Origin of the sequence: Inquilinus sp. CA228 (assembly GCF_052078665.1) — a bacterium.
In the GTDB taxonomy this organism is placed as follows: domain Bacteria; phylum Pseudomonadota; class Alphaproteobacteria; order DSM-16000; family Inquilinaceae; genus Inquilinus.
Genome location: NZ_JBQJIK010000069.1, coordinates 1 through 16,512, shown reverse-complemented (window position 1 = coordinate 16,512; position 16,512 = coordinate 1). Strand labels below are relative to the sequence as shown.

The window sequence follows — 16,512 nt, the reverse complement described above, 5'->3', positions numbered from 1 at the left end:
GCCGAACAGTGGGGGAGGTTCCGGACCGCCACCTGTCATCATCCGTCATGGCGATGTCGATTTTTCACCGGCCGCTGCCGGCGGCGATGGCATGCTGGGGCGGTTCGACCACGGGACATACATGCGCAAGCTGGCCTTCCTGGTGCTGCCCGAGTTCTCGGCGCTGGGCCTCGCCGCGGCGATCGAGCCGCTGTTCGTCGCCAACTGGCTGGCGCAGCAGCGGCTGTTCGCCTGGACCGTGGTGTCCGCCGACGGGGGCGCAGTCCGCGCCAGCAACGGCACGGTCACGCCGGTCGACGGCAGCCTGGCGGCGGCGGAGGGCAGCGGCACCGTCTTCGTCCTGGCCAGCTTCGATTCCGCCGCCGTCGCCGGGCAGCGGCCCGTGCTGCCCTGGCTGCGGCGGCTGGCCCGCTTCGGCGTCGAGCTCGGCGGCATCGAGACCGGCAGCCTGGCCCTGGCCGAGGCCGGCCTGCTGGACGGCCACACCGCCGCGGTCCATTGGGACAACCTGACCGGGTTCCAGGAGCGCTATCCGGCGGTGCGCGCGGTGCCGCAGCTCTATGCCGTGTCGGGCGGCCGGATCACCTGCGCCGGCGCCTCCGCCATCCTCGACATGATGGCCGGCTGGATCGGGCGGCACGCCGATCCCGGCCTGGCCGGGGAGGTCGCGGAGCACCTGCTGCTCGGCCGGGTGCGGCCACCGGAGACCGGGCAGCGGGAGGCCGACGGCGACGCGCAGCCGGCCGTCGACCCTGTGGTGGCGCAGGCGCTGGAGATCATGCGCGACACCATCGACGAGCCGCTGCCCTGTGCCGCCATCGCCGACCGGGTCGGCCTGTCGCTGCGCCAGCTCGAGCGCCGCTTCAAGCAGGCGCTCGGCCGGTCGGTCCGGGGCCAGTACCTGCTGCTGCGCATGGCCAAGGCGCACCAGCTGCTGCAGCAGACGGGGCTGAGCGTCACCGAGGTCGCCTTCTCCTGCGGCTTTCCCTCGCTCGAATACTTCTCGCGGCGCTACCGGGCCCAGTTCGGCTGCCGGCCCAGCGCCGACCGGCGGCAGTCGACCACTGCCCCGGTGCTGCGGCAGAAGCTGGCCCGCGCAATTCATTGATCGAGCGTTCAGAGAATTCTTGATCTGCGGCCGCGACGCGCCGAGTCTGGCGGCAATTGGCATTCCCTGAACGGACCGGAGGCCATGGCCCGTACCCGTGCCCCTGACTACGACGAGAAGCGGCAGGCGATCCTGCACCGGACGGCGGAGCTGTTCGCCCGGCACGGCTTCACCGGCGCCTCGATCACCATGATCGCCGAGGCCTGCGGCATCTCGAAGGCGCTGCTGTACCACTATTACCGCGACAAGGACGCGGTGCTGTTCGACATCCTGGCCGACCATCTGTCGCTGCTGGTCACGGCGGTGGAGGCGGCAGCGGCCGCCCCGGCCAGTGCGCGCGAGCGGCTGCATGCGATCGTCGCCGCGCTGCTCGATTCCTATCGCGATGCCGATGCCGAGCACCAGGTGCAGATCACCAGCCTGAAGCTGCTGCCGCCGGAGCGGCAGGAGCAGCTCAAGGAGATGGAGCGGACGCTGGTGCGGATCTTCGCCGAGGCGCTGGCGGCGGCGGTGCCGCAAGCCGCCGCCGACCGCAGCCTGCTGATGCCGCTGACCATGTCGCTGTTCGGCATGCTGAACTGGCACTACCTCTGGTTCCGCGAGGGCAAGGGGCTGAGCCGGCCCGACTATGCCCGCCTGGCGACCGAGCTGATCCTGTCCGGCGCCGCGAACGCGGTGGCGGCGGTGCAGCCGGCCGGCGGCAAGACCCGCCGGCGGATGGAAACCGCCTGACCCTCATGCCCCGGACCGCCCTGCGCCGGATCCTGGAAGGCCTGAAGGCCGAGCCGTCGCGCACCTGGTCGATCATCATCACCGTCTATGGCGACGCGATCGTGCCGCGCGGCGGGTCGCTGTGGCTCGGCACCCTGTCCGCCTTCCTGCATGCGATCGACATCGGCGACGGGGTGGTGCGCACGGCGATGTCGCGGCTGGCCGCCGATGGCTGGCTGGAGCGCAGCCGGGTCGGCCGCAACAGCTTCTACCGCCTGACGGAGCGCGGGCGGGAGACGTTCCGGACCGCCACCGAGCACATCTACAACGCCCATCCGCCGCCGCCCGGCAGCGGCTTCGAACTGGTGCTGCTGGGCAATGGCGGCGACCGGGAGGCAGCTCGGTCGGCCCTGCAGGCGGCCGGCTTCGGCAGCGCCACGCCCGGCGTCTGGGTGGCGCCGGCCGGAACCGCGATCCCGCCGGCGGCGGCGGAAGCGATGCGGCTGGACGCCTCGGCCGATGCCGAGACAAGGCGCCAGCTGGCGGCATTGAGCTGGCCCTTGGACCAGACCGCGTCCGCCTATCGCCACTTCCTCGAGGCGTTCGAACCGCTGCGGCAAGGACTGGCGGCGGACGGCGCGCTGTCGGACCAGGACAGCTTCGTCGCCCGCATCCTGCTGATTCACGCCTGGCGCCGCATCGTCCTGCGTGACCCGGTGCTGCCGGCCGACCTGCTGCCGCCGGACTGGCCCGGCACCGCCGCCCGCGCCCTCAGCGCCGAGCTCTACCACCGCCTGCTGCCGGCCTCCGAGCGCTGGCTCGACGCCAACGGCCAGGCCGAATCCGGCCCCCTCCCCCCGCCCGGCCCGGAGCTGCAGGCCCGGTTCCGGTAGACCCGACGGAGGGCGCCGCGCCGACAGGCACTCTTCAATATGTTACGAAAAATATTGACGATCGATTTTTCTGTGACATATACTCCGATCAAGATCAGGGAGGACGCTGGACGCCATGTACACGCAAGCCCTCAACGCCACCGATCAGACCGCCCGTCCTGTCGAGGACGCTGCGCTCGCCGCCCGCTTCCAGGAGCGGATCGATGCCGAGGACCGGATCGAGCCGAACGACTGGATGCCCGAGGCCTATCGTAAGACCCTGACGCGCCAGATCTCCCAGCACGCCCATTCCGAGATCGTCGGCATGCTGCCGGAAGGCAACTGGATCACCCGCGCCCCGTCGCTGCGGCGCAAGGCGGCGCTGCTGGCCAAGGTCCAGGACGAGTGCGGCCACGGCCTCTACCTCTACGCCGCCGCCGAGACGCTGGGCACGGCGCGGGAGGAGCTGGTCGACCAGATGCTGTCCGGCCGCGCCAAGTACTCCTCGATCTTCAACTACCCGACCATGACCTGGGCCGATATCGGCGCCATCGGCTGGCTGGTCGACGGCGCCGCGATCATGAACCAGATCCCGCTGTGCCGCTGCTCCTACGGGCCTTACGCCCGCGCCATGATCCGGGTGTGCAAGGAGGAATCCTTCCACCAGCGCCAGGGCTACGAGATCATGGTCACGCTGGCCCGCGGCACGCCGGAGCAGAAGGCGATGGCGCAGGACGCGCTGGACCGCTGGTGGTGGCCCTGCCTGATGATGTTCGGCCCGCCGGATTCGGACAGCCAGCACAGCGACACCTCGACCAAATGGAAGATCAAGCGCTTCTCGAATGACGAGCTGCGCCAGAAATTCGTCGACGCCACCGTGCCGCAGGCGCAGTTCATCGGCCTGACCATGCCCGACCCCGACCTCAGGCTGAACGCCGAGACCGGGCATTGGCACTACGGCACCATCGACTGGGACGAGTTCAAGCAGGTGCTGGCCGGCAACGGCCCCTGCAACCGCGACCGGATGGCGGCGCGCCGCAAGGCGCATGACGACGGCGCCTGGGTGCGCGAGGCCGCCCTGGCCCATGCCGAGAAGCGCCGCACCCGCGCCGCCGCCTGACGGAGAAGACGCCATGGCCACGCAGAATTTTCCCCTCTGGGAAGTCTTCATCCGCAGCCGCAACGGGCTGGCGCACAAGCATGTCGGGTCGCTGCACGCGGCCGACTCCACCATGGCGCTGCAGGCGGCGCGCGACCTCTACACCCGCCGCGGCGAGGGGTTGTCGATCTGGGTGGTGCCGTCCAACGCCATCACCGCCTCCGACCCCGCCGACAAGGGCATGATGTTCGAGCCGTCGGCCAGCAAGATCTACCGCCACCCGACCTTCTACGACGTGCCCGACGAGATCGGGCATATGTGATGGCCGCGGCCATGATCACCGTCGCCGAGACGCCGCTGGTCCGCTACGCCCTGGCGCGGGCCGACGACGCCCTGATCCTGGGCCACCGCCTGTCGGAATGGTGCGGCCACGCGCCGATGATGGAAGAGGACATGGCCCTGGCCAATATCGGGCTCGACCTGATCGGCCAGGCCCGCGCCATCTATGGCTATGCCGCCGAGGTCGAGGCCGCAGGCAACGACGAGGACCGCTACGCCTATCTGCGCGACGTGCGGCAGTACCGCAACCTGCTGCTGGTCGAGCAGCCGAACGGCGACTTCGCCCGCACCATCCTCCGCCAGTTCCTGTACTCCGCCTTTGCCGATCCCTATTGGCGGGCGATGATGGGCTCGGCCGACCCGACCCTGGCGGCGATCGCCGCGAAGTCGGAGAAGGAGAGCGCCTACCATCTGCGCCACAGCGCGGAATGGGTGATCCGCCTCGGCGACGGCACCGCCGAGAGCCACGCCCGGGCCCAAGGTGCGGTGGAGGAGTTGTGGCCCTACACCGGCGAGCTGTTCGTGCCGGACGAGGGTGAGCGCGGGCTGATCGCCCAGGGCGTCGCGGTCGATCCCGAGGGCCTGCGAGAGACCTGGTCCGCGACCGTGGCCGCAGTGCTGGCCGAGGCGACCCTGGCGATGCCCCCCGCAGGCTGGTCCCAGCGCGGCGGCCGCGACGGCAGGCACAGCGAGCATCTCGGCCATCTGCTGAGTGAGTTGCAGGTCCTGCAGCGCACCTATCCGGGGGCGAAGTGGTGATGCGCGCCCCCAGCGCCGACGCCCTGCGCCAGCGCGCCTGGGAGGCCGCGGCTGCCGTGGTCGACCCGGAGCTGCCGGTGCTGACCATCGCCGATCTCGGCGTGCTGCGCGACGTGACGGTGCGGGACGGTCAGGTCGAGGTGGCGATCACCCCGACCTATTCCGGCTGCCCGGCGATGAACGTCATCGCGCTGGAGATCGGCCTGGCGCTGGAGCGGGCGGGCATCGGCGGCGCGCAGGTGCGCACCGTGCTGTCGCCGGCCTGGACCACGACCTGGATGACGCCGGAAGGCCGCCGCAAGCTGGCCGCCTATGGCGTCGCGCCGCCGCAGGACGGCGCCGGCCGGCGCGCACTGTTCGGGGCGGAGACGGTGCCCTGCCCGCATTGCGGCTCGGCCCGCACCGAGCGCCTGGCGGAGTTCGGCTCGACCTCCTGCAAGGCGCTGTGGCGCTGCACCGACTGCCGCGAGCCCTTCGACTATTTCAAATGTCACTGACGGCCGGGAGCCGCTGATGTCCGCCGCCGCGCCGCGCTTCCACCGCCTGACCATCCGCGACCTCAAGCGCGAGACGGCCGACGCGGTCTCGATCGCCTTCGACGTGCCGGGCGAATTCGACGCCGACTACCGCTTCGCGCCCGGCCAGTACCTGACCCTGCGCGCCACCATCGACGGCGAGGATTTGCGCCGGTCCTACTCGATCTGCTCCGGCCCCGATGACGGCGAGTTGCGGATCGCGGTGAAGCGGGTCGAGGGTGGCGTCTTCTCCGACTGGGTCAACCGCACGCTGACGGCCGGCGACGCGATCGAGGTGATGACCCCGACCGGCCGCTTCGGCGTGCCGCAGGCGCCGGCGCGGAGCCCGGACCAGACCCCGGGGCAAGGGCGGATCCATGTCGGCTTCGCCGCCGGCTCGGGCATCACCCCGGTGCTGTCGCTGCTGCGCGGCGTGCTGGCGCGCGAGCCGGAGAGCCGCTTCTTCCTGTTCTACGGCAACCGCACCACCGGCGAGATCCTGTTCCGCGAGGCACTGGAGGAGTTGAAGGACCGCTTCCTCGGCCGGCTCTCGGTGTTCCATGTGCTGTCGCAGGAGGAGCAGGACCTGCCGATCCTCAGCGGCCGGCTGGATGGCGAGAAGGTGCGGCGGGTGCTGCGGCTGGTGGTGCCGGCCGAGGCGGTCGACGAGGTCTATCTCTGCGGCCCCGAGGAGATGAGCCGGGAGATCGCGGCGACGCTGGAGGAGCTGGGCGTCGCCCCGGAGAAGGTGCATGTCGAGCTGTTCGTCTCCGCCCTCGGCGGCCGGCCGCGGCCGAAGCCGGTGGCGCCACCCCCGGACGCGCCGAGCCGCACCGCGGTGCTGACCGTCGACGGCAAGCGCCGCGAGGTGCCGGTGGCGGATGGCGAGAGCATCCTGGACGCGGCCCTGCGCGCCGGCATGGACCTGCCCTATGCCTGCAAGGGCGGCATGTGCTCGACCTGCCGGGCCAAGCTGGTCGAGGGCGAGGCGGCCATGGACCTGAACTACTCGCTGGAGCCCTGGGAGCTCAACGCCGGCTTCATCCTGACCTGCCAGTCCCACCCCAAGACCGACCGCGTGGTGGTCGATTACGACCAGATGTGAGGTCGACCTGCCCACGGGTTGTTCGCGTTGCCTCTCCCGCTTGCGGGAGAGGTCGGAGACGCGAAGCGGCTCCGGGTGAGGGCTCTTTGTCGAGGCCTGGGCCAGCCCTCACCCGGTCGTCCTGCGGACGCCCGACCTCTCCCGCCAGGCGGGAGAGGCAACGCGGAACCGTCACCTCGATCGCTCAAGGTGGTCGTGGACATGGCCATTGTCCTGCCGTGGGCTGATACTGAGAAGATGACAAGGTCAGAACAGCCAAATCCCAGGCACCGTCTTGAGATCGCCGCGAAGCGCGTCGCAATCGGCAAAGGCATCGCATCCGCCGATGCCGGCAGGGTTGTCCCCTATGAAGATGTCCGGCGTTGGCTGCTGTCCTGGGGCACCAAGGACGAATTGCCACCGCCTGAATGTCCTTAGTCTCTGGTTAGGCTCCTACCCCTTCGGCCGCTTGTCGATCACCCGCCTGGCCTTGCCGGCGGAGCGTTCGATCGTGCCGGGGGGCTGGATCACCACCCGGGCCGAGATCCCGACCGTGTCCTTGATCCGCGCCGTCAGCCGCTCGGCATGGACCACGAGGCCGGCGCCGTCCCAGACCTCCGGCCGCGCCTCGGCCAGCACCGTCATCTCGTCCATCCGCCCGGGTCGGCTGAGCTCGATGACGAAATGGCCGCCGCACCAGTCGCAGGCCAGCAGCGCTTCCTCGATCTGGGTCGGGAAGACGTTGACGCCGCGCAGGATGATCATGTCGTCGGACCGGCCGGTCACCTTCTCCATCCGCCGCATGCCGGGCCGAGCCGAGCCGGGCAAGAGGCGGGTCAGGTCACGGGTGCGGTAGCGGATGACCGGGAACGCCTCCTTGGTCAGGGAGGTGAAGACCAGCTCGCCGATCTCGCCGTCCGGCAGCACCGCGCCGGTCACGGGGTCGATCACCTCCGGCAGGAAATGGTCCTCCCAGATGTGCAGCCCGTCCTTGGTCTCGACGCATTCCTGGGCGACGCCGGGGCCGATCACCTCGGACAGGCCGTAGATGTCGGTGGCGTCGAGGGCGAAGTCCTGCTCGATCTCCTGCCGCATCGCATTGGTCCAGGGCTCCGCCCCGAAGATGCCGAAGCGCAGCGAGCTGTCGCGCGGATCGAGGCCCTGGGCCCGGAACCCGTCCAGCAGCGCCAGCATGTAGCTGGGCGTCACCATGATGACGTCGGGCCGGAAGTCGGTGATCAGCTGCACCTGGCGCTCGGTCATGCCGCCCGACATCGGCACCACGGTGCAGCCCAGCCGCTCCGCCCCGTAATGGGCACCGAGGCCGCCGGTGAACAGGCCGTAGCCATAGGCGACATGCACCATCATGCCGGGCCGGCCTCCGGCGGCGCGGATCGACCGCGCCATCACCGAGGCCCACATGTCGAGATCGGCCTGGGTGTACCCGACCACGATCGGCTTGCCGGTGGTGCCGGAGGAGCCGTGGATGCGGGCGATGCGCTCGCGCGGCACCGCGAACAGGCCGAAGGGGTAGGTGTCGCGCAAATCCTGCTTGGTGGTGAAGGGGAACTTCGCCAGGTCCGGCAGGTCGCGGAAATCCGAGGGGTGCACCCCGGCGGCGTCGAAGGCCCGCCGGTGGTGCGGGACGTTGTCATAGGCGTGGCGCAGCGACCAGGCCAAGCGCTCGCGCTGCAGCGCCATGATCTCGTCGCGTGAGGCCCGCTCGGCCGCGTCCAGCCCTTCGATCAGCGCCATCTAATCCTCCGCCGGCCGATCGATGAACGAGCCGCCGACCGTGCGGGAATGGCCGCGGAACTCGGCGATCACCGTCTCGCCGACCGCGACGCTGACGTCGTAAAGGCCCGAGCGGCCGGAGCGCGACACCTCCCGCGCCGTCGCCACCAGCCGGTCGCCGAGCGCGCCGGGCCGCAGGAAGGTGATGCTGCAATGCGCCGCCACCGTGCGCTCGCCGCCGGAGTTGCAGGCGAAGGCGAAGGCCGAATCCGCCAGGGTGAAGATGAAGCCGCCATGGGCGGTGCCGTGGCCGTTGGTCATGTCCGGCCGGATGGTCATGGCCAGCCGCGCCCGGCCTGGCCCGACCTCCAGGATCTCCATGCCCAGTGCCCGGCTGGCGCCGTCGTCGCGCCACATCGTCTCGGCCGCGGCCTGGGCGACCGCCTCGGCCTCCGCTCCCGTGGTCGCCTTCATTCCGCCTGCCCCGTGAACTTCGCCGGCCGCTTCTCGATGAAGGCGCGCACGCCCTCGGCATAGTCCGGCATGCGCCCGGCCCGGCGCTGCAGGTCGCGTTCGAGGTCGAGCTGGGCGTCCAGGCTGTTGCCGGCCGAGGCGTCGAGCGCCTGCTTGATCAGCGCCAGACCCTGGGTCGGCTGGGTGGCGAGATGGGCGGTCAGCGCCTCGGCCTCCTGGCGCAGCGCCGCGTCGTCCACCGCCTTCCAGATCAGGCCCCATTCCTCGGCCTTGTCCGCCGGCAGCGGCTCGGCCAGCAGCGCCAAGCCGCGGGCGCGGGCGGCGCCGACCAGCCGCGGCAGCGTATAGGTGCCGCCTGAATCGGGCACCAGGCCGACCTTGGCGAAGGACTGGATGAACTTGGCCGAGCGGGCGGCCAGCACGATATCGCAGGCCAGGGCGATGTTGGCCCCGGCGCCGGCGGCGACGCCGTTGACGGCGCAGACCACCGGCTTCGGCAGCGCCCGCAGGCGGCGGATCAGCGGGTTGTATAGCCCGTCCAGCGTGGCGCCGAGATCGGGCGCCTGGCCGCTGGTGGCGCGGTCGTTGAGGTCCTGGCCGGCGCAGAAGCCGCGCCCAGCCCCGGTCAGCAGCACCGCCCGGCAGCTCGCATCGCCCTCGACCCCGGCCAGGGCCTCGGCCAAAGTACGGTGCATCTCCTCGTTGAAGGAATTCAGCCGGTCCGGACGGTTGAGCGTCAGGACGCTCCAGCCGTCGCGGCGATCGACCAGAACCGTTGGCTCCACGGGGGCATCCTCCTCTGGGCGGGCCGGCTGCGCCGAGCTTCTTGAATTGAACGATCGATCGGTTAATTATTAGACGAGGAGCCTGGCCTGTCAATCGCCAACACGGCGGTCGCGGACCCGGCCATCGGGAGGATACCATGACCGCCATCCTGCAGAGCTACGCCGAGGACCGCTGGGTCGCCGCGACCGACGGTCTGGCCGACATCGCCAGCGCCATCGACGGCCGGGTGGTGGCCCGGCTGTCGAGCCGCGGCCTGGACTTCGCGGCGATGGTCCGCCATGCCCGCGAGGTCGGCGGCCCGGCGCTGCGCCGGCGGACCTTCCACCAGCGCGCCGACCTGCTGAAGGCGCTGGCCGTGTATCTGTCGGAGCGCAAGGAGCCGCTTTACGCCCTCGCCGCCGACACCGGGGCGACCCGGCGCGACAACCTGATCGACATCGATGGCGGCCTGGGCACGATCTTCGCCTACGCCTCGCGCGGGCGCCGCGAGCTGCCGAGCGAGCGCTTCCTGCTGGAGGACGGGGTCGAGCGGCTGTCCAAGGGCGGCAGCTTCATCGGCGTGCATGTGCTGACGCCGCTGACCGGCGTCGCCGTCCACATCAACGCCTTCAACTTCCCGTGCTGGGGCCTGCTGGAGAAGCTGGCACCGGCGCTCCTGGCCGGGGTGCCGGTGATCACCAAGCCGGCCTCGGCCACCGCCTATGTCGCCGAGGCGCTGGTCAAGCTGATCACCGAGTCCGGCATCCTGCCGGCGGGCGCCCTGCAATTCGTGGCCGGCGGCACCGGCGACCTGCTGGACCATCTGACCGGCCAGGACCTGGTCGCCTTCACCGGCTCGATCGAGACCTCGGAGAAGCTGCGCAACCACCCGGCGATCTCGCGCAACGCGGTGCGCTTCGTGGCCGAGCGGGATTCGCTGAACGCCGCGGTGCTGGGCCCGGACGCGACGCCGGGCACGCCGGAATTCGACCTGTTCGTCAAGGAGGTGGTGCGCGAGATGACGGCGAAGGCCGGGCAGAAATGCACCGCCATCCGCCGCATCCTGGTGCCTCGCGCGCTGGAGCGCGACGTGATCGCCGCCCTGGCGCAGAAGCTGACCGGCCTGGCCATCGGCGACCCGCGGCAGGAGGCCACGCGGATGGGCCCGCTGGTCAGCATCGCCCAGCGCGACGATGTCCGCGCCCGCATCGCGGATCTGTCGACGGAGGCGGAGGTGGTGGTCGGCGACCCGGCCAATGACGGCGCCCCCGGCGGCGCCTTCCTGGCGCCGGTGCTGCTGCGCTGCACCGACCCGGCCCGGGCCCGCAAGGTGCACAGTGTCGAGGCCTTCGGGCCGGTGGCGACGGTGATCGCCTATGACGATTTGGACCAGGCTGTCGAGCTGGTGCGCCGCGGCGAGGGCAGCCTGGTGGCCTCGGTCTTCACCCATGACGATGCGGTGGCCGACGCGCTGGTCTTCGGCCTGGCGCCGTTCCACGGCCGCATCCTGGTGGTCGACCGCGACTGCGCCGGGGAGTCGACCGGCCATGGCTCGCCTTTGCCCGGGCTGGTGCATGGCGGCCCCGGCCGCGCCGGCGGCGGCGAGGAGCTGGGCGGCATCCGCGGCGTACATCACTACCTGCAGCGCACCGCCCTGCAGGGATCGCCCGCCCGCCTGTCGGCCCTGACCCGCACCTGGCTGCAGGGCGCCCCGGCGCCGGTGCCGGCCATCCACCCGTTCCGCCGCAACTACGAGGAGCTGGCGGTCGGCGAGACGGTGGAGACCGCCGCGCGCACCATCACGCTGGCGGATATCGAGCATTTCGCCGAATTCACCGGCGACGCCTTCTATGCCCATATGGACGAGGCGGCGGCCAAGGCGAACCCGTTCTTCCCCGGCCGGGTGGCGCATGGCTATCTGATCCTGTCCTTCGCCGCCGGCCTGTTCGTCGACCCGGCGCCCGGGCCGCTGCTGGCCAATTACGGCCTCGACAACCTGCGCTTCCTGAAGCCGGTGTCGCCCGGGGATTCGATCCGGGTGCGGCTGACGGTCAAGCGCAAGACCGCCGCCCGCATGCCGGAATACGGCGAGGTGCGCTGGGACGTCGAGGTGTTCAACCAGGCCGACGAGACGGTGGCGCGCTATGATCTGCTGACGATGAGCGCTCGCCCGGCGGCGGCGTGAGCGGCCGCTGCGACAAGAAACGCCTGGAATGGCTCTAAAGTAGTATTCCCCTGACGCGTGGAAGGCGCATCATGCTCTCGATGTCCCGGTCCGGAACCAATCACCGGGTCGTGGCGTCACCCCAAGAGAGCTCACCTTGACCGGAGAAGCCTCATGAAGCGTTGGAAGACACCGAAGATTCGCGAAATCTCCGTGGGCTGCGAGATCAACGCCTACGCCTGCGCGACCGTGTAACGGACACCCTCCGCCAAGCGGCGGATCCGGCGAGGCTGCGGAAAGCGGGGCTGAGACCATGCGCATCGTCGTCCTCGGTTCCGCCGCCGGCGGAGGTTTTCCGCAATGGAACTGCAACGCGCCCACCAGCCGGGGGGTGCGGACAAAGACGTTGAGCGCCAAGCCGCGCACCCAGGCCTCCCTCGCCGTCAATGCGGACGGCGAGCGCTGGTTGTTGCTGAACGCCTCGCCGGACTTCCGGCAGCAGGTAGCGGCCAACCCGGCGCTGTGGCCGCAGGACGGGCTGCGGCATTCGCCGATCGCGGCGGTGCTGCTGACCAGCGGCGAGATCGACCATGTCGCCGGGCTGCTGTCGATGCGCGAATCCCAGCCCTTCGCCCTGTGGGCGGCGCCGCCGGTGCTGGCCGCGCTGGCCGCCAACCCGATCTTCGACGCGCTGAGCGCCCGCTGCGTCGACCGCCACGCGGTGGTGCCGAACGGGCCGTTTCCGATCGCCGGCCATGGCGGGGGCCTGGGCCTGACCGTCACCGCCTTTCCGGTGCCCGGCAAGGTGCCGCTGTACCTGGAGGGCCAGGCCGGCGGCGACCTGTCCGGCGCGCCGGACGAGACGCTGGGGCTGGAGATTTCCGGCAACGGGGTGCGCTTCCACTACATCCCCGGTTGCGCCGCGATGACGCCGGCGCTGCGGGCCCGGCTGCAGGGGTCGCCGCTGGTGTTCTTCGACGGCACGCTGTGGCGCGACGACGAGCTGATCACCACCGGCGTCGGCAGCAAGACCGGCCGGCGCATGGGCCATATGAGCATCGACGGGCCGGACGGCACCATCGCCGCCTTCGCCGATCTCGGCGCCCGGCGCCGGATCCTGATCCATGTCAACACCACCAACCCGGTCCTCGACGAGGACTCGCCCGAACGCGCCGCCCTGGCCGAATCCGGCTGGGAGGTGGCGGAGGACGGCATGGAGATCGCGCTGTGAGGACGACGAGCCGATGGCTGACCTGATGACCCCCGACCAGCTCGAAGCGGCGCTGCGCGCGATCGGGCGCGAGCGCTACCATGACCGCCACCCCTTCCACGCCCTGCTGCATGGCGGCCGGCTGGACCGCGGCCAGGTGCAGGCCTGGGCGCTGAACCGCTACTACTACCAGAGCCGCATCCCGCTGAAGGATTCGGCCCTGATGTCGCGGGCCGAGGACCCGGCGCTGCGCCGCGCCTGGCGGCAGCGGGTGGTCGACCATGACGGCGAGCGGGACGGCGAAGGCGGCATCGCCCGCTGGCTGCATCTGACCGACGCGCTGGGCCTGGACCGGGCCGCGGTGATCGACGGCCGCGGCATCCTGCCGGCCACCCGCTTCGCGGTCGACGCCTATGTCCGCTTCGTGCGCGACCGCACCCTGCTGGAGGCCGTCGCCTCGTCGCTGACCGAGCTGTTCGCGCCGGGCATCATCGGCAACCGGGTCGCCGGCATGCTGGCGAATTACGACTTCGTGTCGCGCGAGGCCCTGGCCTATTTCGACAAGCGCCTGTCGCAGGCGCCGCGCGACGCCGATTTCGCCCTCGACTACGTCAAGCGCGAGGCGCGGCGGCCGGACCAGCAGCAGGACGTGATGAACGCCCTGCTGTTCAAATGCGACGTGCTGTGGGCCCAGCTGGACGCGCTGCACCACGCCTATGTCGAGCCCGGCAACATCCCGCCCGGCGCCTTCGTGCCCGAGGGGCGGCGGTGAGCGCAGCCCCCGACTCCGCGCCCTCGCGCCCGCGGCTCGCGCCCGGGTCGCGGATGCGCTGGGACGAGGCGCGGCAGAGCTGGGTGGTGCTGGCGCCGGAACGGGTGATCCTGCTGGACGAGACCGCGCATGAGATCGTCCGGCGCTGCGACGGCACCGCCACGATCGCCGAGATCGTCGCCGACCTGGCCCGCAGCTTCGAGGCCGATCCCGGCGAGGTCGAGGGCGACGTGGTGCAGCTGATCGACGACCTGACAGCCAAGCGGATCCTGGCGCCATGAACCAGATCGCGCCCCGCCTCGAACCACCCCTTGCTGCTTTGCTGGAGCTGACCCATCGCTGCCCGCTGCAATGCCCCTACTGCTCCAACCCGCTGGAGATGGACCGGGCCCGCGACGAGCTGTCGACCGAGGAGTGGCTGCGGGTGATCCGCGAGGCGGCGGATCTCGGCATCCTGCAGGTCCATTTCTCCGGCGGCGAGCCGACCGTCCGGCGCGACCTCGCCGAGCTGATCCGCGGCGCCCGCGAGGCCGGGCTGTACAGCAACCTGATCACCTCCGGCGTCGCCATCGACCGCGACCGCTTCCACGGCCTGGTCGAGGCTGGGCTGGACCACGCCCAGCTGAGCATCCAGGACACCGATGTGCAGTCGGCCGAGCGCATCGGCCACTACCTCGGGGCGCAGCCGAAGAAGCTGGCCTTCGCCGGCTGGGTGCGGGAGGAGGGCCTGCCGCTGACCCTGAACGCCGTGGTGCACCGGCAGAATCTCGACCGGCTGGGCGAGATGATCGAGTTGGCGGTCGACCTCGGCGCCGCCCGGATCGAGGTCGCGCATGTCCAGTATTACGGCTGGGCCCTGCACAACCGCGACGCGCTGATGCCGAGCCGCGAGCAGCTCGATGCCGCCAGCGCCGTGGTCGAGGCGGCGCGGCAGCGGCTGCGCGGCGCCCTGGTGATCGATTATGTCGTGCCGGACTACTACGCCCGCCGGCCCAAGGCCTGCATGGGCGGCTGGGGCCGGCGCTTCCTGAACATCACGCCCGCTGGCCGCGTGCTGCCCTGCCATGCGGCCGAGACCATCCCCGGCCTCGGCTTCGAATCGGTGCGCGACAAGCCGCTGGCCCGGATCTGGGCGGCGTCGGACGCGTTCCAGCGCTTCCGCGGCACCGCCTGGATGCCGGAGCCGTGCCGCAGCTGCGACCAGCGCGAGGTCGACTGGGGCGGCTGCCGCTGCCAGGCCCTGGCCCTGACCGGCCGGGCCGACGCCACCGACCCGGCCTGCGTGCTGTCGCCGTTCCACGACGCCATGCTGGGCCTGGCCGAAACCGCCGCGCACAGCGAGGCGCCGCCGGATTTCGTCTACCGCCGCATGCGGGGGCCTGTGGAGCCGGTCCGGCAGGAGTAACGGCGGGTCCGTTGTCCAGCGTCCCACTCTCTTCAGACGATGAATTTTTTGCTCTCCCCTCCCCTTGCGGGAGGGGGCCAGGGGGAGGGGTTTGGTCCCGCCAGGGCCGATGTCAAACGTCTCCAGAGACGTAAATCGGTCTGGATAGTTGCCGCCGGCTCTCTTCGATCGACAGCCCCCTCCCCCTACCCCCTCCCGCGGGGGGAGGGGGAGGATGAAAAGGCAGAAACCGGCACTCGAAAAAGCCTTCAGCGGCTGTCGATTCCGCCCTCTCCCGCGCGACTATGGCTGCGAGGTGATCGACTCGCGACCCGCTCAGGAGGCAGCGCCGTGAAGCTCTATTATTCCCCGAACCTCAACCCGCGCGTCGCCGTGGCGGTGGCGAAGCATCTCGGCTCGCCGGTCGAGTTCGTCCGCGCCAGCCCGATGGACCCGCGCTATCGCGAGCAGTTCCGGCCGCTGAACCCGAACACCCGGGTGCCGATCCTGACCGAGGAGGGCCGCGCCCCGCTGTGGGAGACGGATGCGATCGCCTATCGCCTGTCGACCCTGGCCGGGGGCGAGTTCTGGCCGACCGATGAGCGCATGGTCGAGATGCTGCGCTGGGTCAGCTGGGGCACCCACCACTTCACCCGGGCCGCGGACGTGTTCTATTTCGAGAACCTGATCCGGCCCCGGTTCATGTCCCGGCCGGCCAACCAGACGGCCCTGGACAACGCGGCCGAGGACCTAGCGGTCTGCGGCCCGATCCTCGACACCATCCTGGCCGGCCGCACCTGGCTGGTCGGCGACCGTCTGACCTATGCCGATTTCCGGGTGGCGACCGGCCTGCCCTTCGCCGAGGCCGCCGCCATCCCGGTCACCCAGTACCCCAACATCATGCGCTGGCACGACCGGCTGAACCGGATCGACGCCTGGCGCGACCCCTTTGCGGGGCTGGCGGTGGAGTGAGGGGCGCATCGGCGCCTCCGCTCCTTCGGGCGACGCTTTTTGTCCTCCCCCTCCCCTTGCGGGAGGGGGCCAGGGGGAGGGGTTTGGCGCGGCTGGAGCCGGCGATCGTCATCCAGAGTTCAGCCGGCTTCGGGAGTGGGCCGGACCACGCGCGCGGACGCGCGCAGACCCCTCCCCCAACCCCCTCCCGCAAGGGGAGGGGGAGTGTGGAAGGCTGTGCAAGCGGGCTTCGTTGGGTTCGCGGCAGCGAACCCAACCTTGCTACGGCGTCACCCCGTGTCCGGCGGCGCGGGCGGGTCCACCGGCGGCAGGTCCCGCCTAGCCAGGAACTCGTCCGACTCCGCGACCCAGCGCTCCGCCTGCTCCGGCGGCAGGCCGAATCTCGGGCATAGCCGGGCCACGGCCTCCACCGCCGGACAGCTCTCGGCGATCTCCATCTCCTCCGGCCCGTCCATCTGCACGGCCATCTCGCAGAAGCGGCGGTCGTTTTCCTCTTCGTCCTGGCTCTCGGCCTCGATCGCGGCGCCCAACGCCATGATCACCCGCAGCC

General features: G+C 70.9%; 20 protein-coding genes. 16 read left to right on the top strand and 4 right to left on the bottom strand.

Annotated features, from left to right (window positions below):
- Window positions 1-91: 91 nt before the first annotated feature.
- The 9 genes from ACTOWL_RS28325 to ACTOWL_RS28285 all read left to right on the top strand — a co-directional run bounded on the left by ACTOWL_RS28325 (window position 92) and on the right by ACTOWL_RS28285 (window position 6,925).
- A complete protein-coding gene (locus ACTOWL_RS28325; protein WP_441324629.1) occupies window positions 92-1,108 on the top strand; it encodes a GlxA family transcriptional regulator in 1,017 nt (338 codons plus the stop codon).
- An 84-nt stretch (window positions 1,109-1,192) separates the two neighbouring features.
- Entirely contained in the window at window positions 1,193-1,840 is a 648-nt protein-coding gene (locus ACTOWL_RS28320; protein WP_441324628.1) for a TetR/AcrR family transcriptional regulator, read from the top strand.
- A gap of 5 nt (window positions 1,841-1,845) precedes the next feature.
- Entirely contained in the window at window positions 1,846-2,712 is an 867-nt protein-coding gene (paaX, locus tag ACTOWL_RS28315) for a phenylacetic acid degradation operon negative regulatory protein PaaX (RefSeq protein WP_441324627.1), read from the top strand.
- Between the two features lie 115 nt (window positions 2,713-2,827).
- Entirely contained in the window at window positions 2,828-3,811 is a 984-nt protein-coding gene (paaA, locus tag ACTOWL_RS28310; protein WP_441324626.1) for a 1,2-phenylacetyl-CoA epoxidase subunit PaaA, read from the top strand.
- A gap of 13 nt (window positions 3,812-3,824) precedes the next feature.
- Window positions 3,825-4,112: a 1,2-phenylacetyl-CoA epoxidase subunit PaaB gene (paaB, locus tag ACTOWL_RS28305; RefSeq protein WP_441324625.1), complete on the top strand. Its 288-nt coding sequence runs from the start codon at window positions 3,825-3,827 to the stop codon at window positions 4,110-4,112.
- Window positions 4,112-4,888 carry a 1,2-phenylacetyl-CoA epoxidase subunit PaaC gene (gene paaC, locus ACTOWL_RS28300; protein WP_441324624.1) on the top strand — a complete coding sequence of 259 codons (777 nt, stop codon included), beginning with the start codon at window positions 4,112-4,114 and terminating at the stop codon, window positions 4,886-4,888. The genes paaB and paaC overlap by 1 nt, the downstream gene beginning before the upstream one ends.
- The gene (gene paaD / locus ACTOWL_RS28295) at window positions 4,888-5,385 is read left to right on the top strand and encodes a 1,2-phenylacetyl-CoA epoxidase subunit PaaD (RefSeq protein ID WP_441324623.1); all 498 of its coding nucleotides are present in this window, start codon (window positions 4,888-4,890) and stop codon (window positions 5,383-5,385) included. The genes paaC and paaD overlap by 1 nt, the downstream gene beginning before the upstream one ends.
- Window positions 5,386-5,401: 16 nt before the next feature.
- On the top strand, window positions 5,402-6,508 hold the full coding sequence (gene paaE / locus ACTOWL_RS28290; RefSeq protein WP_441324622.1) for a 1,2-phenylacetyl-CoA epoxidase subunit PaaE: 1,107 nt from the start codon (window positions 5,402-5,404) through the stop codon (window positions 6,506-6,508).
- A 201-nt stretch (window positions 6,509-6,709) separates the two neighbouring features.
- The gene (locus ACTOWL_RS28285; RefSeq protein WP_441324621.1) at window positions 6,710-6,925 is read left to right on the top strand and encodes a hypothetical protein; all 216 of its coding nucleotides are present in this window, start codon (window positions 6,710-6,712) and stop codon (window positions 6,923-6,925) included.
- Between the two features lie 15 nt (window positions 6,926-6,940).
- On the opposite strand, the gene paaK is transcribed toward ACTOWL_RS28285, so the two are convergent.
- Genes paaK through paaG form a run of 3 tightly spaced genes read right to left on the bottom strand, consistent with a single transcriptional unit; the run spans window position 6,941 to window position 9,480 of the window.
- Window positions 6,941-8,242: a phenylacetate--CoA ligase PaaK gene (gene paaK, locus ACTOWL_RS28280; RefSeq protein WP_441324620.1), complete on the bottom strand. Its 1,302-nt coding sequence runs from the start codon at window positions 8,240-8,242 to the stop codon at window positions 6,941-6,943.
- Window positions 8,243-8,695, bottom strand: coding sequence for a hydroxyphenylacetyl-CoA thioesterase PaaI (paaI, locus tag ACTOWL_RS28275; protein WP_441324619.1), 453 nt, complete (start codon window positions 8,693-8,695; stop codon window positions 8,243-8,245).
- On the bottom strand, window positions 8,692-9,480 hold the full coding sequence (paaG, locus tag ACTOWL_RS28270; RefSeq protein WP_441324618.1) for a 2-(1,2-epoxy-1,2-dihydrophenyl)acetyl-CoA isomerase PaaG: 789 nt from the start codon (window positions 9,478-9,480) through the stop codon (window positions 8,692-8,694). The genes paaI and paaG overlap by 4 nt, the downstream gene beginning before the upstream one ends.
- Before the next feature lie 137 nt (window positions 9,481-9,617).
- On the opposite strand from paaG, the gene paaZ reads away from it, so the two are divergent.
- The 7 genes from paaZ to ACTOWL_RS28235 all read left to right on the top strand — a co-directional run bounded on the left by paaZ (window position 9,618) and on the right by ACTOWL_RS28235 (window position 15,962).
- A complete protein-coding gene (gene paaZ, locus ACTOWL_RS28265; protein ID WP_441324617.1) occupies window positions 9,618-11,645 on the top strand; it encodes a phenylacetic acid degradation bifunctional protein PaaZ in 2,028 nt (675 codons plus the stop codon).
- 153 nt (window positions 11,646-11,798) lie between these two features.
- Window positions 11,799-11,879 (top strand): pyrroloquinoline quinone precursor peptide PqqA, encoded by an 81-nt coding sequence (gene pqqA / locus ACTOWL_RS28260; protein WP_034852526.1) that lies wholly within the window; start codon window positions 11,799-11,801, stop codon window positions 11,877-11,879.
- A 58-nt stretch (window positions 11,880-11,937) separates the two neighbouring features.
- Window positions 11,938-12,855, top strand: coding sequence for a pyrroloquinoline quinone biosynthesis protein PqqB (gene pqqB / locus ACTOWL_RS28255; RefSeq protein ID WP_441324616.1), 918 nt, complete (start codon window positions 11,938-11,940; stop codon window positions 12,853-12,855).
- A gap of 13 nt (window positions 12,856-12,868) precedes the next feature.
- Complete coding sequence (gene pqqC, locus ACTOWL_RS28250; RefSeq protein WP_441324615.1) at window positions 12,869-13,606, top strand: pyrroloquinoline-quinone synthase PqqC; 738 nt, start codon at window positions 12,869-12,871, stop codon at window positions 13,604-13,606.
- A complete protein-coding gene (pqqD, locus tag ACTOWL_RS28245; protein WP_441324614.1) occupies window positions 13,603-13,887 on the top strand; it encodes a pyrroloquinoline quinone biosynthesis peptide chaperone PqqD in 285 nt (94 codons plus the stop codon). Before pqqC ends, pqqD begins: the two co-directional genes overlap by 4 nt.
- Complete coding sequence (gene pqqE / locus ACTOWL_RS28240) at window positions 13,884-15,011, top strand: pyrroloquinoline quinone biosynthesis protein PqqE (protein WP_441324613.1); 1,128 nt, start codon at window positions 13,884-13,886, stop codon at window positions 15,009-15,011. Before pqqD ends, pqqE begins: the two co-directional genes overlap by 4 nt.
- Before the next feature lie 330 nt (window positions 15,012-15,341).
- Complete coding sequence (locus ACTOWL_RS28235; protein ID WP_441324612.1) at window positions 15,342-15,962, top strand: glutathione S-transferase family protein; 621 nt, start codon at window positions 15,342-15,344, stop codon at window positions 15,960-15,962.
- 269 nt (window positions 15,963-16,231) lie between these two features.
- On the opposite strand, the gene ACTOWL_RS28230 is transcribed toward ACTOWL_RS28235, so the two are convergent.
- Window positions 16,232-16,512, bottom strand: a 281-nt coding sequence (locus tag ACTOWL_RS28230) for a hypothetical protein (RefSeq protein WP_441324611.1), incomplete at its 5' end; no start/stop codon positions are given.

Excerpts from the sequence above, each read along its gene's own strand:
- ACTOWL_RS28325 (WP_441324629.1), top strand. The coding sequence starts at position 92 with ATGCTGGGGCGGTTCGACCACGGGACATACATGCGCAAGCTGGCCTTC.
- ACTOWL_RS28320 (WP_441324628.1), top strand. The coding sequence starts at position 1,193 with ATGGCCCGTACCCGTGCCCCTGACTACGACGAGAAGCGGCAGGCGATC.
- paaX (WP_441324627.1), top strand. The coding sequence starts at position 1,846 with ATGCCCCGGACCGCCCTGCGCCGGATCCTGGAAGGCCTGAAGGCCGAG.
- paaA (WP_441324626.1), top strand. The coding sequence starts at position 2,828 with ATGTACACGCAAGCCCTCAACGCCACCGATCAGACCGCCCGTCCTGTC.
- paaB (WP_441324625.1), top strand. The coding sequence starts at position 3,825 with ATGGCCACGCAGAATTTTCCCCTCTGGGAAGTCTTCATCCGCAGCCGC.
- paaC (WP_441324624.1), top strand. The coding sequence starts at position 4,112 with ATGGCCGCGGCCATGATCACCGTCGCCGAGACGCCGCTGGTCCGCTAC.
- paaD (WP_441324623.1), top strand. The coding sequence starts at position 4,888 with ATGCGCGCCCCCAGCGCCGACGCCCTGCGCCAGCGCGCCTGGGAGGCC.
- paaE (WP_441324622.1), top strand. The coding sequence starts at position 5,402 with ATGTCCGCCGCCGCGCCGCGCTTCCACCGCCTGACCATCCGCGACCTC.
- ACTOWL_RS28285 (WP_441324621.1), top strand. The coding sequence starts at position 6,710 with ATGGCCATTGTCCTGCCGTGGGCTGATACTGAGAAGATGACAAGGTCA.
- paaK (WP_441324620.1), bottom strand. The coding sequence starts at position 8,242 with ATGGCGCTGATCGAAGGGCTGGACGCGGCCGAGCGGGCCTCACGCGAC.
- paaI (WP_441324619.1), bottom strand. The coding sequence starts at position 8,695 with ATGAAGGCGACCACGGGAGCGGAGGCCGAGGCGGTCGCCCAGGCCGCG.
- paaZ (WP_441324617.1), top strand. The coding sequence starts at position 9,618 with ATGACCGCCATCCTGCAGAGCTACGCCGAGGACCGCTGGGTCGCCGCG.
- pqqA (WP_034852526.1), top strand. The coding sequence starts at position 11,799 with ATGAAGCGTTGGAAGACACCGAAGATTCGCGAAATCTCCGTGGGCTGC.
- pqqB (WP_441324616.1), top strand. The coding sequence starts at position 11,938 with ATGCGCATCGTCGTCCTCGGTTCCGCCGCCGGCGGAGGTTTTCCGCAA.
- pqqC (WP_441324615.1), top strand. The coding sequence starts at position 12,869 with ATGGCTGACCTGATGACCCCCGACCAGCTCGAAGCGGCGCTGCGCGCG.
- pqqE (WP_441324613.1), top strand. The coding sequence starts at position 13,884 with ATGAACCAGATCGCGCCCCGCCTCGAACCACCCCTTGCTGCTTTGCTG.